This is a genomic window from Georgenia wangjunii (assembly GCF_036421975.1).
Classification (GTDB): Bacteria; Actinomycetota; Actinomycetes; order Actinomycetales; family Actinomycetaceae; genus Georgenia_A; species Georgenia_A wangjunii.
In genome coordinates, this window is record NZ_JAZGON010000001.1 from 18,042 (window position 1) to 30,793 (window position 12,752).

Genomic DNA, 12,752 nt, shown 5'->3' on the forward strand with positions numbered 1-12,752 from the left:
CGACGGCGTCCTTCGTCCGTTCCCGGGACTCGTCCCGGTCGCGTGTGGTGAGCGAGCTCACATCCGCGCGGGGGCACGATCGCGCCGGTCACCGTGTTAGTTGAAGATGTGACTATCACTGAGCTTCCCACGTCCGCCGCCCTCGACGAGCATGCCTGGGACCTGCTCTTCACCCAGGCTCGCACGGTCGAGACGTTCACCGACGAGCCCGTCCCGGTCGAAGCCGTCCGCGCGGTGTACGAGGCGGTCCGCTGGGCGCCGACCGCGATGAACTCCTCACCCCTGCGCCTGGCCGTCGTCACCTCGGCGCCCGCGCGCGAGCGGCTCGTCGCGCAGCTCGCTCCCGGGAACCAGGCGAAGACCCTCGCCGCCCCGCTCACGCTCGTCGCCGCGTACGACCCGTCCTTCCACGAGCACCTGCCCGTGCTCGCCCCGCACGGGGCGGGGATGCGCGAGGACCTCGACGCGCAGCCGGAGGTCCGCGAGGCGCTCGCCCGCACGAGCGCGCTCCTCCAGGTCGGCTACCTCCTCGTCGGCCTGCGCGGCGCCGGGTTGCACGTCGGCCCCATGACCGGCATGGACGCTGCCGGCGTCGACGCCGAGCTCTTCGCCGCGAACGGCTGGCGCGCGCTCGTCGTCCTCAACGTCGGCCACGCGCCCGCGGGCACCCCGGGTGCGGTGCGCCCCCGCGCCGCGCGCCTGGACTTCGCCGACGTCGTCGAGGTGCTCTGAGGCGACGGCGGCAGCCCGGCTCGACCCCGCCCGCGCCGCGTCCGTGCTGATCCACCGCGCCTTCAACCGCTCAGCGCGCACGGCGGGACCGTGCGCCTCAGCGGACCTCGGCTCCCACGGGTCCTCCGCGTGGGCGCAGGACGAGCCGCATGACGACGGCGTCCTCGCCCTCGGCCGCGTAGTACCGCTTCCGCACGCCGATCGGCTCGAACCCGGCGCCCGCGTAGAGGCGCTGGGCCCCGGTGTCGGAGGCGCGCACCTCGAGAAAGACCTCGCGCGCGCGGGCGGCACGGGCGTGCTCGAGGAGCCGCTCGAGGAGGAGCCGGCCGATCCCGCGCCGCCGGTGCGTCCCCGCCACGCCCACGGTCATGACGGACGCCTCGTCGGCCAGCGCGATCCCCGCGTACCCGACGACGGTCCCCGCCGGGTCGAGGGCTGCGACGTACCGGCGGTCGGCGGCGCGGAGCTCCTCGACGTACGCGCCGTGGGACCACGCACCCGGGCCGAACAGCTCCGCCTCGAGCTCCATGACCCGGTCGAGGTCCCCCGTCTCGAGCGGCCGCAGGCGGATCCCGCCCTCGCTCATGACGCGCGCTTGCGCCCGGCGGACATCGTCACGTCCGGGCGGCGCAGGTACAGCGGCTCGGTGCCGAGCTCGACCTCCACCCCGCCCGCCGAGCGCGCGAGGCGCGCGGTGACGATGCGCGCGAGGACGGCGGGGTCGAGCGTGACGGGCAGGCCCGGCGCGGACGGCAGGGCGGCGGGGTAGAGCTCGGTGCCCCGGCCGGCGAGGACGGCGCCACCCGCGTCCGCGCCCTCGTCACGGGCGTCCCCGGCGACCAGCCGCGCCGCGAGCTCGTCCGGTGCGGAGACCTCCGGGCCGGCGAGCCGCGCGACGTCGTCCGCGCCGTCCGCGCGGTAGCGGGCCCAGTAGACCTCCTTGCGGCGGGCGTCGGTGGCGACGACGACGTCACCGGCACCGGGAGCGGCGTCGAGGACCTGCCGTGCGAGCACGTCGAGGCTCGAGACGCCGTGGAGGCCGATCCCGAGGGCGTGGGCGGTCGTGCGCGCCGTCACGAGGCCGACGCGCAGCCCGGTGAAGGGCGCGGGGCCCGTCCCGACGGCGACGGCGTCGAGGTCACCGGGAGCGCGTCCCGCCTGCGCGAGCACGTCGCGGACGAGGGGGGTGAGGGTCTCGGCGTGGCGGCGCTGGTCCACGCTCTCCGCGCGGGCGAGGACGGTCCGCCCCTCGCACAGGGCCACGGCGCTGCCGGCTGAGGTGTCGAGGCACAGGATGAGCACGCGCCCCAGCGTAGGCGCTGCTACGGGCGGTCCGCGTCGACCGGGACACCTGGGCCGACCGGGGCCCCGTCGTCCGGGTGGTCGCCGCGCACGTCCGCGTCGAGCCGGGAGTCCGTGCGCCGGTGCTGGCGCACGACGACGGTGCCCGCGGCCGCGCCGAGGAGCAGGACGGCGAGGACGGCGACGAGCACGGGCCGCGGCCCGTCGTCCTCCTCCGAGGGCTCCCCTGCCCCGCCGGCACTGTCCCCACCGCCCCCCCGCTCGGCCGCCTCGTAACGCTCGGCGAGGAGGGGTTGGAAGGCCTCGACCGGCACGGACCCGACGAGCACCTCCTCCGCGCGGCTCGTCAGCGGCCAGATCTCCCCGTCCGCCGCCGAGAACCACGCGTCGAGCGGGGCGTCGAGGATGAACGCCACCCCGGGGGCGAGCGAGAGGAGGGTGGCGGCCAGCTCGGTGTCACCGTCCATCGTCGCCAGCGACACGGCGCCGCCCTGCTCGGGGTCGCGCCACGCGCGGACCGTGCCGACGGGCGCCGGCTGCTCCGCGGACTGGAGGACGAGCGGGGCGATCCACTCCTCGAGGGGGACGCTCACCGGCTCGAGCGCGCTGCCGTCGATGAAGCTGTCCGCCCACGCGCGCACGACGCGCGGCGCACCGACCGCGATGTCGTCACGCTGGTCCTCGGGGACGTCGAGGACCTCGGCGCCCTCGCGGACGTGCTCGTCGGCCGCCGCGACGAACCAGGCGGCCACCTCGGCGGGGACCGCCGGCTCGGGCTCGACGCCGGCCTCGACGGCGAGCGCGGGCCCCGGTGCGAGCACGGCGAGCAGGGCGAGCGCTCCGACGAGGTTGCGCAGGTGCATCGTGCTCCTTCCGCCGACGCTGGCGTCCGGCCTCAGACTACGGCGCCGCCGACGACCGCGGGGAGGTTCTCGCCCTCCCAGCGCGGTCCGACCGGGCGCACGACGACGTGGCGCGTGCCGGCGTCGGCGACCTCCGCGGCGGCGGGGTCGAGCCCCCCGCGGGGGCGGCGGACGTCGATCTCGAGACGGTCCTGCGCGAGCCCCTCGACGAGGCCCGCGCCCCACTCGACGACGGTGACGGACTCCTCGAGCGACGTGTCGAGGTCGAGGGCGTCGACCTCCTCCAGCGAGGCGAGCCGGTACGCGTCCACGTGGACGAGGGCGGGTCCCGTGCCGAGCGGGGGATGGGTCCGCGCGATGATGAACGTCGGGGAGGCGACCTGGCCGCGCACATCGAGGCCGGCGCCGATCCCCTGCGTGAGCGTCGTCTTGCCCGCGCCGAGGTCACCGGTGAGGACGACGAGGTCGCCCGCCCGCAGGACACCCGCCAGCCGGGACCCGAGCGCGCGCGTCTCCTCGGGCCCGGCGAGATCGACCTCGTACGTCGCGCTCATCGTCCGTCCTCCTCCTCGGCCCCGACGTGGACGCGGGGCACGCGTTCGCCGAGCCGCGTGACGATCTCGTAGGAGATCGTCCCGGCCGCCTCGGCCCAGTCCTGCGCGGTGGGCTCTCCCGCACTGCCGTCCCCGAAGAGGACGGCGACGTCCCCGGCCGCGACGGGGACGTCCGGGGAGCCGAGGTCGAGCGTCACCTGGTCCATGCAGACCCGGCCCGCGACGAGCGCGCGGCGCCCCGCGACCTGGACTCCCCCGGCGCTGCTCGCGTGGCGCGGGATTCCGTCACCGTAGCCGAGCGGGACGACAGCGAGGCGCGTCGGCCCGCTCGTGGCGTACGTGTGCCCGTAGGAGACGGGGGTGCCGGCGGGGACGTCCTTGACGAGGACGACGTCCGCCTCGAGCCGCATCGCAGGGCGCAGCCCGAGCGCGGCGGCGGAGGCCACGGCCGGCACCGGCGAGAGCCCGTAGAGAGCCAGCCCAGGGCGGACAAGGTCGAAGTGGGTCGCCGGCGCGGTGAGCGTCGCGGAGGAGGCGGCGAGGTGGCGCACGTGCGGGCGCAGGCCGGCCCGCTCGGCACGCTCGACGGCATCGGTGAAGACCGCGACCTGCGCCGCGGTGGCCGGGTGGCCCGGCTCGTCGGCACGGGCGAGGTGGGACCAGATGCCGACGACGTCGAGGACGCCCTCGGCGCGCAGCCGTGCGGCCGAGACGACGAGCGCCTGCCAGTCCGCGGCGGTCGCCCCGCCCCGGGCCATCCCCGTGTCGATCTTGAGGTGGACCCGTGCGGTCCGGCCGGTCGCGCGCGCCGCCGCGGCGATCTCGGCGAGCGCCCACGGCGCGGAGGCGGACAGGTCGAGGTCCGCCGTGAGCGCCTCGTCGAGCGGCGCACCGGGCCCGTAGATCCACGTGAGCAAAGGTGCGCCGACGCCTGCGGCACGCAGGGCGAGTGCCTCGGCGAGCTGGGCGACGCCGAGCCAGGTCGCGCCGGCCGCGAGCGCCGTGCGCGCGACGGGCACGAGGCCGTGGCCGTAGGCGTCGGCCTTGACGACCGCCATGACGTCGGCGGGGCCGGCCGCCTCGCGCAGCCGGGAGACGTTGGCACGGATCGCGGCGTGGTCGACGACGGCCCGGGCCGGGTAGTAGCTCACCGGGCAAGTCTCCCACCGCGCCGCCGGCGCGACGTGGTGCCGGGCCGCGCCGGTGCATTGCCGCCACCCGTGCGGCCTCGCCTCCCGCGGTCCCGCCGCCGCCGGACGACGCGCGGGCGCCCTCCCCGGTCGCGCCCGCCCCGGACCGCGCTCGGCGCGCGAAAGATGATCCTCGAGCGCGGCGAGGACTACACGCTCTTCTGGTCGCTCTCGTTCGCCGTCAGCGCCGCGACGTGGACCCGGCTCGGCGGGTTCTCGACCGCCTACCGCGGCTACGGCGCCGAGGACACCGACTTCGGGCAGCTGGCCCGGGCGGCGGGCGTCGAGCTGTGGTGGGTCGGCGGGGCGAGCGCGTTCCACCAGCACCACCCGCCGAGCGCCTCCCCCGCGCGAGCCGGTGAGATGGTCGCCAACGCCAACGTCTTCCACGAGCGGTGGGGCTGGTGGCCCATGGAGGGCTGGCTCACCGAGCTCGCCGACGCGGGGGTGGCCGCGCTCGACCCGGCGACCGGGCGGTGGGCGCTGCGTCAAGGCGCCCGCTGAGGGGCCGGGCCTAGCCCGTGCCGGCGAGGATCTCGCGCAGGACGTCCGGTACGGCCGCCGCGACCCCGCTCGCGGTCGTCGGGGCGCCGCGGGCGGCGAGGTCACCGGCCCGGCCGTGGACGAGGGCCGCCGCCGCGGCGAGCCGCGCCGGCAGGTCGCCGCCCGGGCCGTCCGCGGCGACCTCGTCGGCGCAGCCGGCGAGGAGCGCCCCGAGGACACCGGTGAGGACGTCCCCGCTCCCGGCGGTGGCGAGCCAGCTCGGCCCCGCGTCCTGGGCGTAGGCCGGCCCGGACGGCCCGGCGACGACCGTGAGCTCGCCCTTGAGGAGGACCGTCGCCCCGGTGAGCCCGGCGGCGAGGCGCGAGTGTCGCAGCGGCTCGGCCTCGACCTCCGCGCGGGTGACGTCGTGCCCGCGGGTGCCGAGCAGGGTCGCGAGCTCGCCCGCGTGCGGGGTGAGGACGGCGCCCGGCCACAGCCGCTCCGGCAGCAGGGCGAGGGCACCGGCGTCGAGGACGGCCGGGGCCTGGTCGGTGGCGGCCGCGGAGACCGCCGCGCGGGCCTCGTCCGCCCGGGCGCCGTCCTGCGGGTCGAGCCCGGAGCCGATCGCCCACGCCTGGACGCGCCCCTCGCCCGGGACCACCTCGGGGTGGCGGGCGTGGATGAGCGTCGTCACCTCCCGCGGGCCGAGGTAGCGCACCATCCCGAGCCCCGCGCCGAGCGCCCCGCCGGCGGCGAGGACGGCGGCCCCCGGGTACGTGGCCGAGCCGGCGAGGAGCCCGAGGACGCCGCGGGTGTACTTGTGGTCGCTCGCGACCGGCACGGGCCACAGGTCCCCGACGTCAGCGCTCGTGAGCCGGCAGACGGCCGGCTCACCGGCCCCCAGGCCGGCCTCCAGCCCGAGGTCGACGAGCGCGAGGCGCCCGGCGCTCGCCGCCGCCGGCGGCAGGAGGAGCCCCGGCTTGGGGGCGCCCATCGTCACGGTGAGGGTCGCCGGCAGGACCGCGCCGGGCAGCGCCCCGTCGTCGACACCGATGCCCGAGGGCACGTCGACGGCGACGACGACGGGCTCGTCCGGCGACCCGGCGAGCTCGTCGGTGAGGGCCCGCACCGCGCCGGCGAGCGGCTCGCGCAGCGCGCCGCGCGTGCCCGTGCCGGCCAGGCCGTCGACCCAGACGCCCGAGCGCCGCGCGAGGTCGAGGAGCGCGCCGACGTCGAGCCCGCCGGCGGCGGCCACCTCGTGCACACGCACCCCCGCCCGGCGGGCGGCGGCGAGCGCGGGTGCGTGGACCTGCTCGGAGCACAGCGCCGCGTGGACGAGCGCCCCGCGCGCCGCGAGCCGGACGCCGGCGTAGAGGGCGTCGCCGCCGTTGGCGCCCCCGCCGACGAGGAGGAGGACGACGCTCCCCGGCACGCGCGCCCCACGGCCGCGCAGCTCCCCGAGGACGGCCGTGCCGAGGGCGAACGCCGCCTCGCGCATGAGGGCGTCCGGGGCACCCGCTGCGACGAGCGGTTCCTCGGCGGCCCGCACGGCCGCGGCGGTGTACGCGCGGAGCACGTCCTCAGCCCCCGCTCTCGGCGACGACCATGGCCGAGGCGATCCCGGCGTCGTGGGAGATCGACACGTGCCAGCGCGCGACGGCGAGCTCGTCCGCCCGCGCCGCGACCGTGCCGCGGAGGTGGACGACCGGCGCGCCGCCGGGGACCCGCTCGACCGTGCAGTCCTGCCACGACATGCCGCCGGGGGCCCCGAGCGCCTTGGCGATCGCCTCCTTCGCGGCGAAGCGCGCCGCGAGGGAGGCCGGGGGGAGGTCGCGCTCGTCGGGGGTGAAGAGCTTCTCGCCGAGCCTGGGCACCCGGGCGAGGGTGTCCATGAACCGCGCGACGTCGACGACGTCGATCCCGACGCCGACGATCACTCCACCGTCACCGACTTCGCGAGGTTGCGCGGCTGGTCGACGTCGAGCCCCTTCGCCCCGGCGAGCTCGCAGGCGAACACCTGGAGCGGGACGACCGCGACGAGCGGCGTCATGAGGGTCGGGGTGGGCGGGATCCGGAAGATGACGTCCGCGCAGTCGAGCACCGCGTCGTCGCCGTCCTCGGCGATGACGATCGTGCGCGCGCCGCGGGCGCGGACCTCCTGGATGTTGGAGATGACCTTGGCGTGCAGGGTCGGGCGGCGCGGGGTGGGCACGACGATGATGACGGGCTGCCCGGCGTCGATGAGGGCGATGGGCCCGTGCTTGAGCTCGCCGGCGGCGAAGCCCTCGGCGTGGATGTAGGCGAGCTCCTTGAGCTTGAGCGCGCCCTCGAGCGCCACGGGGTAGCCGACGTGCCGGCCGAGGAAGAGGACCGACGTGGCGTCCCGCATCGAGCGGGCGACCTCGCGGACCTCCTCCGCGCGGTCGAGGACCTCCTGGATCCGCGCGGGCAGCCGGCCGAGCTCGTCGAGGTAGCCGGCCACCTCCTCGAGGTACTTCGTCCCGCGGAGCTGGGCGAGGTAGAGGCCGAGGAGGTAGGTGGCGGTGATCTGGGCGAGGAAGGCCTTCGTCGAGGCGACGGCCACCTCCGGCCCGGCGTGCGTGTAGAGGACGGCGTCGGCCTCGCGGGCGATCGTCGAGCCGTACGTGTTGACGACGGCGAGGACCTTCGAGCCCTGCTCGCGCGCGTGCCGGACGGCCATGATCGTGTCCATCGTCTCCCCGGACTGGGAGATGGCCACGACGAGGGTCTTCTCGTTGACGACCGGGTCGCGGTAGCGGAACTCGTGGGCGAGCTCGACCTCGACGGGGATGCGCACCCAGTGCTCGACGGCGTACTTGGCGACGTGCCCGGCGTAGGCCGCCGTCCCGCACGCGACGACGATGATCTTGTCGATGCTGCGCAGGATCGCGGTGTCGATGCGCAGCTCGTCGAGCTGGAGGTAGCCCTGCTCGTCCGTGCGACCGAGGAGGGTGTCCGCCACGGCCTTGGGCTGGTCGTGGATCTCCTTGTCCATGAACGTCGCGAAACCGCCCTTGACCGCAGCGGTCGCGTCCCACGTCACCGTGTAGCGGCCCGGCTCGACCGGCGTGCCGTCGGCGGCTGTGACCACGACGGAGTCGGCCGTGAGCGTGACGACCTGGTCCTGCCCCATCTCGAGGACCTCGCGGGTGTGCTCGATGAACGCGGCGACGTCCGAGCCGAGGAAGTTCTCGCCCTCGCCCAGCCCGACGACGAGCGGGGAGTTGCGCCGGGCGGCGACGACGGTGCCCGGGGCGTCGGCATGGGCGGCCACGAGGGTGAACGCGCCCTCGAGCCGGCCGGTGACGTCCCGCATCGCGGTGGTGAGGTCACCGGCGGCGTCGTACGCGGCGCCCAGGAGGTGGGCGACGACCTCGGTGTCGGTCTGCGAGGTGAGCGTGACGCCGTCGGCGGCGAGGGCGCGGCGCAGGGAGGCGTGGTTCTCGATGATCCCGTTGTGGACGACGGCGAGGCGCCCGTCCGTCGAGGTGTGCGGGTGCGCGTTGACGTCCGTCGGCCCGCCGTGGGTGGCCCACCGCGTGTGGCCGATCGCCGCGGTCGCCTCGGGGGGCGGGTCCTCCTCGAGCGCCCCACGGAGGTTGGCGAGCTTGCCCGCGCGCTTGCGAACGGCCAGCCCGGCCGGGGTGACGAGCGCGACGCCGGCGGAGTCGTACCCGCGGTACTCGAGACGCCCCAGGGCACCGAGGGCGACCTCGAGCGCGCGTGGGCCCGGCGCTGCCGGGCCGATGTATCCGACGATTCCACACATGCGGGACACAGTATCGGCCGCGCGGCGCCGGGCGCCCGGTGCGCCACCGGGCGTCCCGGTGCGCCAGACTGTGGCGGTGACGTCCTCCGCCCACGTGGGCACCCCGCCGTCCCCCTTCCTCGAATTCGGCCGGGAGGCGTGGAGCCGGCTCTCGGAGTCCACGCCGCTCCCGCTGACGAGCGAGGACGTCGAGCACCTGCGCGGCCTGGGGGACCCGATCGACCTCGCCGAGGTCGACACGGTCTACCGGCCGCTCTCACGGCTCCTCGCGCTCTACGTCGCCGCGGCGCAGCGCCTCGACGCCTCGACGTCGGCGTTCTTCGGGGGTGGGGGCGCCGGCACGCCGTATGTCATCGGCGTGGCCGGGTCCGTCGCGGTCGGGAAGTCGACGACGGCGCGGCTGCTGCGCGAGCTCCTGCGGCGCTGGCCCAACACCCCCGACGTCCAGCTCGTGACGACGGACGGGTTCCTCTACCCCAACGCCGAGCTGGACCGCCGCGGCCTCCTCGCACGCAAGGGGTTCCCGGAGTCCTACGACCAGCGGGCGCTCCTGCGCTTCCTCGCGGCCGTCAAGGCGGGCCTGCCGGAGGTGAGCGCCCCGGTGTACGACCACCTCACGTACGACATCGTCCCGGGCGAGCACGTCGTCGTGCGCCAGCCCGACGTCCTCGTCGTCGAGGGCCTCAACGTGCTGCAGCCGGCGCGCACGACGGCCGACGGCGCGCCGAGCCTCGCGGTGAGCGACTTCTTCGACTTCTCGATCTACGTCGACGCCCGCACCGCCGACGTCCGCCGCTGGTACGTCGAGCGGTTCCTCTCCCTGCGCCGGACGGCCTTCGCGCGCCCGGAGTCCTACTTCCACCGGTACGCGAGCCTCGACGACGAGGCGGCGGTCGCGCGGGCGAGCGAGATCTGGGCCTCCATTAACGAGCCGAACCTCGAGCGCAACATCCTGCCCACCCGGGGCCGGGCGACCCTCGTGCTCACCAAGGCCGCCGACCACCGGATGCACCGGATGCGGCTACGCAAGATCTGAGCCCTGCCGGGCCCCGGTCCCGCTACGGCGTCCCGGGCGAGGGGCTCTGCTCCGGCGCGGCAGGGCCGGCAGCGCCGTCGGGGCCCGCAGCGCCGTCGGGGCCGGCAGCGCCGCCGGCGCCTTCGCCGCCGCGGGCACCGTAGCGAGCGTGCACCCGGCGCAGGAGGGCATCGACGCCGAAGCCGAGGACGACGCCGCCGGCCACCCCGACCGCCACCGCGACGAGCGGGTGGTCGTGGAGGAAGACACCCGCGCCGATGCCGAGCAGGGTGGAGTAGACGCCCCAGACGACGGCAGCGATGGCCGCGATGACGACGAACCGGCGCCGGGGGTAAGCGACGGCCCCGGCGGTCATGTTGACCGCGACGCGGCCGATGGGGATGAAGCGCGCCGAGAGGATGAAGACGGTCCCCCGGTTGGCGAGCGCCTTGCTCGCCCACGCGAGCGTGGACTGCCCGCGCCGCCCCTGGAAAAGCCGCATCCGGTGGATCGGGAGCCTCGTCCCGATCGTGAAGGCGATGAGGTCACCGGTGAACGCGCCCGCCGCCGCGACGGCGACGAGCAGCCACATGCTCGGGCCCTCGCCGACGGTCGCGAGCGCCGCGACGGCGATGACGACGGACTCGCTCGGGACCGGCGGGAAGAACCCGTCGATCGTCGCGAGGAGGTAGACCGCGAGGAGGATCCACGGTGAGCCGGTGAGGCCGAGGACGAACTCCTCGACCGCGGCCATCATCTCGACCATGCGGGTCCCCTCAGAGGGTGAGACGGTCCTTGACGACGCTCGCCAGGCGCCCGGCGACGGCATCGGCCTGCTCCTGGCTCGCCGCCTCGACCATGACACGGACGAGGGGCTCGGTGCCGGACGGGCGCAGGAGCACGCGCCCCGTCTCCCCGAGCTCGGCCTCGGCGCCGGCGACCGCCGCGAGCAGCGCCTCGTCGCTGCTGGCACGGGACTTGTCGACCCCGGGCACGTTGACGAGGACCTGCGGCAGGCGCCGGACGATGCCGGCGAGGTCGGCGAGCGTGCGCCCGGTGCTGACGACCCGCGCGGCGATGTGCATCGCGCTGAGCACGCCGTCGCCGGTGGAGGCGTGGGCCGCGTTGATGATGTGGCCCGACTGCTCGCCGCCGAGGACGTGGCCGCCGGCGCGCATGGCCTCGAGGACGTACCGGTCCCCTACCCCCGCCTGGACCGTCGTGATGCCGGCCTCGCGCATGGCGAGGATGAGGCCGAGGTTGCTCATGACGGTGACGACGAGGGTGTTGTTGACGAGGGTGCCCGCGTCCTTCATGCCCGTCGCGAGCAACCCCATGATCTGGTCGCCGTCGACGAGCGCGCCGGTGTGGTCGACGGCGAGGCACCGGTCCGCGTCGCCGTCGAAGGCGACGCCGAGGTCGGCGCCGGAGGCGACCGTCACGGCCTGGAGCTGCTCGGGGTGCGTCGAGCCGCAGGCGTCGTTGATGTTGCGCCCGTCCGGGGAGGCGTTGATGACGACGACGTCCGCCCCGGCCTCACGCAGCGCGAGTGGGCCGACCTCGCTGGCCGCGCCGTTGGCGCAGTCGACGGCGATGCGCACGCCGGACAGGTCCGCCCCGCACGCGGCGACGAGGTGGTCGATGTAGGCGCGGTCGGAGCCGCGGTCGTCCTCCTCGATCCGGCCGACGCGCTCGCCGGTCGGGCGCTCCCACTGTGCGCCGAGCTCGGCCTCGATGGCGTCCTCGATGGCGTCGTCGAGTTTGAACCCCCCACGGGCGAAGAACTTGATGCCGTTGTCCGGCATGGCGTTGTGCGAGGCGGAGATGACGACGCCGAGGTCGACGTCGAGCGTCGACGTCAGGTACGCCACGCCCGGGGTGGGGAGGACGCCGAGCTGGACGACGTCGACGCCGGCGCTGGCAAGCCCCGACGCGATCGCCGCACCGAGGAACTCCCCGGACACGCGCGTGTCGCGCCCGATGACGGCGCGCGGGCGGTGCCCCTCGAACTGCCCGACCGTGCCGAGGACGCGGGCTGCCGCCACGCCGAGGTCGAGCGCGAGCTCAGCGGTGATGTCCCGGTTGGCGAGGCCACGCACGCCGTCGGTGCCGAAAAGACGCGGCATCAGCTCTCCTTCTCTTGCGCGGCCCAGGGGGCCACGGCCGGTGACCATCGTGGCACGGCGCCGGCGGGCCGGGTGCGCACGGGATGTGACGAACGCGTGAGGGTTCGGGCCTCGGGCCCTGGACGCACGCACGGCCCCGCCTGACGTCGTCTGGCGGGGCCGTGCGGGAGCAGCTGAGGATCAGCGCTTGGAGTACTGCGGGGCCTTGCGGGCCTTCTTGAGGCCGGCCTTCTTGCTCTCCACGACGCGGGCGTCGCGGGTGAGGAAGCCGGCCTTCTTCAGCGCGGGACGGTTCGACTCGGCGTCGATCTCGTTGAGCGCACGGGCAACGCCGAGGCGCAGCGCACCGGCCTGGCCCGAGATGCCGCCGCCGGTGATGCGGGCGACGACGTCGAAGCGCCCCTCGAGGTCGAGGAGCGTGAACGGCGCGTTGACGAGCTGCTGGTGCAACTTGTTCGGGAAGTACTCCTCGAGCGTGCGCCCGTTGACCTTCCACTGGCCCGTCCCGGGAACGAGACGGACGCGGGCGATGGCCTCCTTGCGGCGCCCGAGGGCCTGCGCCGGAGCGACGAGGCTCTGGCCCTGGCCGGTCGCGGGAGCAGAGCTCTCGCTGGTGTAGCTGCTGGGCGCGTTGTCCTCGTCCAGCTCGATCTCGGCAGTGGTCTCAGCCACAGTTCTCCTCGTGTCCTGTTGAGGT

14 protein-coding genes are annotated in these 12,752 nt (G+C 75.7%); 3 read left to right on the forward strand and 11 right to left on the reverse strand.

Features of this window, described 5'->3' with window-relative positions; all coding sequences use genetic code 11:
- Window positions 1–108: 108 nt before the first annotated feature.
- On the forward strand, window positions 109–732 hold the full coding sequence (locus V2J63_RS00085; RefSeq protein ID WP_331228947.1) for a malonic semialdehyde reductase: 624 nt from the start codon (window positions 109–111) through the stop codon (window positions 730–732).
- 97 nt (window positions 733–829) lie between these two features.
- Here V2J63_RS00085 and rimI read toward each other — a convergent pair whose 3' ends face one another.
- The 5 genes from rimI to alr are packed head-to-tail and all read right to left on the reverse strand — an operon-like array spanning window position 830 to window position 4,602.
- Window positions 830–1,318, reverse strand: a complete 489-nt coding sequence (gene rimI, locus V2J63_RS00090; RefSeq protein ID WP_331228948.1) for a ribosomal protein S18-alanine N-acetyltransferase — start codon at window positions 1,316–1,318, stop codon at window positions 830–832.
- Window positions 1,315–2,034: a tRNA (adenosine(37)-N6)-threonylcarbamoyltransferase complex dimerization subunit type 1 TsaB gene (tsaB, locus tag V2J63_RS00095; protein WP_331228949.1), complete on the reverse strand. Its 720-nt coding sequence runs from the start codon at window positions 2,032–2,034 to the stop codon at window positions 1,315–1,317. The genes rimI and tsaB overlap by 4 nt, the downstream gene beginning before the upstream one ends.
- Window positions 2,035–2,054: 20 nt before the next feature.
- Entirely contained in the window at window positions 2,055–2,897 is an 843-nt protein-coding gene (locus tag V2J63_RS00100; RefSeq protein ID WP_331228950.1) for a hypothetical protein, read from the reverse strand.
- Window positions 2,898–2,929: 32 nt separating this feature from the next.
- Window positions 2,930–3,451 (reverse strand): tRNA (adenosine(37)-N6)-threonylcarbamoyltransferase complex ATPase subunit type 1 TsaE, encoded by a 522-nt coding sequence (tsaE, locus tag V2J63_RS00105; protein WP_331228951.1) that lies wholly within the window; start codon window positions 3,449–3,451, stop codon window positions 2,930–2,932.
- Complete coding sequence (gene alr / locus V2J63_RS00110) at window positions 3,448–4,602, reverse strand: alanine racemase (RefSeq protein ID WP_331228952.1); 1,155 nt, start codon at window positions 4,600–4,602, stop codon at window positions 3,448–3,450. The genes tsaE and alr overlap by 4 nt, the downstream gene beginning before the upstream one ends.
- A gap of 165 nt (window positions 4,603–4,767) precedes the next feature.
- Between alr and V2J63_RS00115 the strand changes: the two genes are divergently transcribed.
- Window positions 4,768–5,145, forward strand: coding sequence for a glycosyltransferase family 2 protein (locus tag V2J63_RS00115; RefSeq protein WP_331228953.1), 378 nt, complete (start codon window positions 4,768–4,770; stop codon window positions 5,143–5,145).
- Window positions 5,146–5,155: 10 nt separating this feature from the next.
- On the opposite strand, the gene V2J63_RS00120 is transcribed toward V2J63_RS00115, so the two are convergent.
- Genes V2J63_RS00120 through glmS form a run of 3 tightly spaced genes read right to left on the reverse strand, consistent with a single transcriptional unit; the run spans window position 5,156 to window position 8,914 of the window.
- On the reverse strand, window positions 5,156–6,700 hold the full coding sequence (locus V2J63_RS00120; RefSeq protein WP_331228954.1) for a bifunctional ADP-dependent NAD(P)H-hydrate dehydratase/NAD(P)H-hydrate epimerase: 1,545 nt from the start codon (window positions 6,698–6,700) through the stop codon (window positions 5,156–5,158).
- A gap of 4 nt (window positions 6,701–6,704) precedes the next feature.
- On the reverse strand, window positions 6,705–7,061 hold the full coding sequence (locus V2J63_RS00125; RefSeq protein WP_331228955.1) for a holo-ACP synthase: 357 nt from the start codon (window positions 7,059–7,061) through the stop codon (window positions 6,705–6,707).
- Window positions 7,058–8,914, reverse strand: coding sequence for a glutamine--fructose-6-phosphate transaminase (isomerizing) (gene glmS, locus V2J63_RS00130; RefSeq protein WP_331228956.1), 1,857 nt, complete (start codon window positions 8,912–8,914; stop codon window positions 7,058–7,060). The genes V2J63_RS00125 and glmS overlap by 4 nt, the downstream gene beginning before the upstream one ends.
- A 76-nt stretch (window positions 8,915–8,990) precedes the next feature.
- Here glmS and coaA point away from each other — a divergent pair, with 76 nt between their 5' ends.
- Window positions 8,991–9,950, forward strand: coding sequence for a type I pantothenate kinase (coaA, locus tag V2J63_RS00135; RefSeq protein WP_331228957.1), 960 nt, complete (start codon window positions 8,991–8,993; stop codon window positions 9,948–9,950).
- Window positions 9,951–9,972: 22 nt separating this feature from the next.
- On the opposite strand, the gene V2J63_RS00140 is transcribed toward coaA, so the two are convergent.
- The 3 genes from V2J63_RS00140 to rpsI all read right to left on the reverse strand — a co-directional run bounded on the left by V2J63_RS00140 (window position 9,973) and on the right by rpsI (window position 12,727).
- Window positions 9,973–10,695 (reverse strand): DedA family protein, encoded by a 723-nt coding sequence (locus V2J63_RS00140; RefSeq protein ID WP_331228958.1) that lies wholly within the window; start codon window positions 10,693–10,695, stop codon window positions 9,973–9,975.
- A 10-nt stretch (window positions 10,696–10,705) separates the two neighbouring features.
- Window positions 10,706–12,055, reverse strand: a complete 1,350-nt coding sequence (glmM, locus tag V2J63_RS00145) for a phosphoglucosamine mutase (protein ID WP_331228959.1) — start codon at window positions 12,053–12,055, stop codon at window positions 10,706–10,708.
- 180 nt (window positions 12,056–12,235) lie between these two features.
- Window positions 12,236–12,727: a 30S ribosomal protein S9 gene (rpsI, locus tag V2J63_RS00150; RefSeq protein ID WP_331228960.1), complete on the reverse strand. Its 492-nt coding sequence runs from the start codon at window positions 12,725–12,727 to the stop codon at window positions 12,236–12,238.
- Between the last annotated feature and the right edge of the window lie 25 nt (window positions 12,728–12,752).

What these genes read in the sequence shown, in the direction of transcription:
- glmS (WP_331228956.1), bottom strand. Translation starts at nt 8,914, where the DNA reads ATGTGTGGAATCGTCGGATACATCGGCCCGGCAGCGCCGGGCCCACGC.
- tsaE (WP_331228951.1), bottom strand. Translation starts at nt 3,451, where the DNA reads ATGAGCGCGACGTACGAGGTCGATCTCGCCGGGCCCGAGGAGACGCGC.
- V2J63_RS00140 (WP_331228958.1), bottom strand. Translation starts at nt 10,695, where the DNA reads ATGGTCGAGATGATGGCCGCGGTCGAGGAGTTCGTCCTCGGCCTCACC.
- glmM (WP_331228959.1), bottom strand. Translation starts at nt 12,055, where the DNA reads ATGCCGCGTCTTTTCGGCACCGACGGCGTGCGTGGCCTCGCCAACCGG.
- rimI (WP_331228948.1), bottom strand. Translation starts at nt 1,318, where the DNA reads ATGAGCGAGGGCGGGATCCGCCTGCGGCCGCTCGAGACGGGGGACCTC.
- V2J63_RS00115 (WP_331228953.1), top strand. Translation starts at nt 4,768, where the DNA reads ATGATCCTCGAGCGCGGCGAGGACTACACGCTCTTCTGGTCGCTCTCG.
- V2J63_RS00100 (WP_331228950.1), bottom strand. Translation starts at nt 2,897, where the DNA reads ATGCACCTGCGCAACCTCGTCGGAGCGCTCGCCCTGCTCGCCGTGCTC.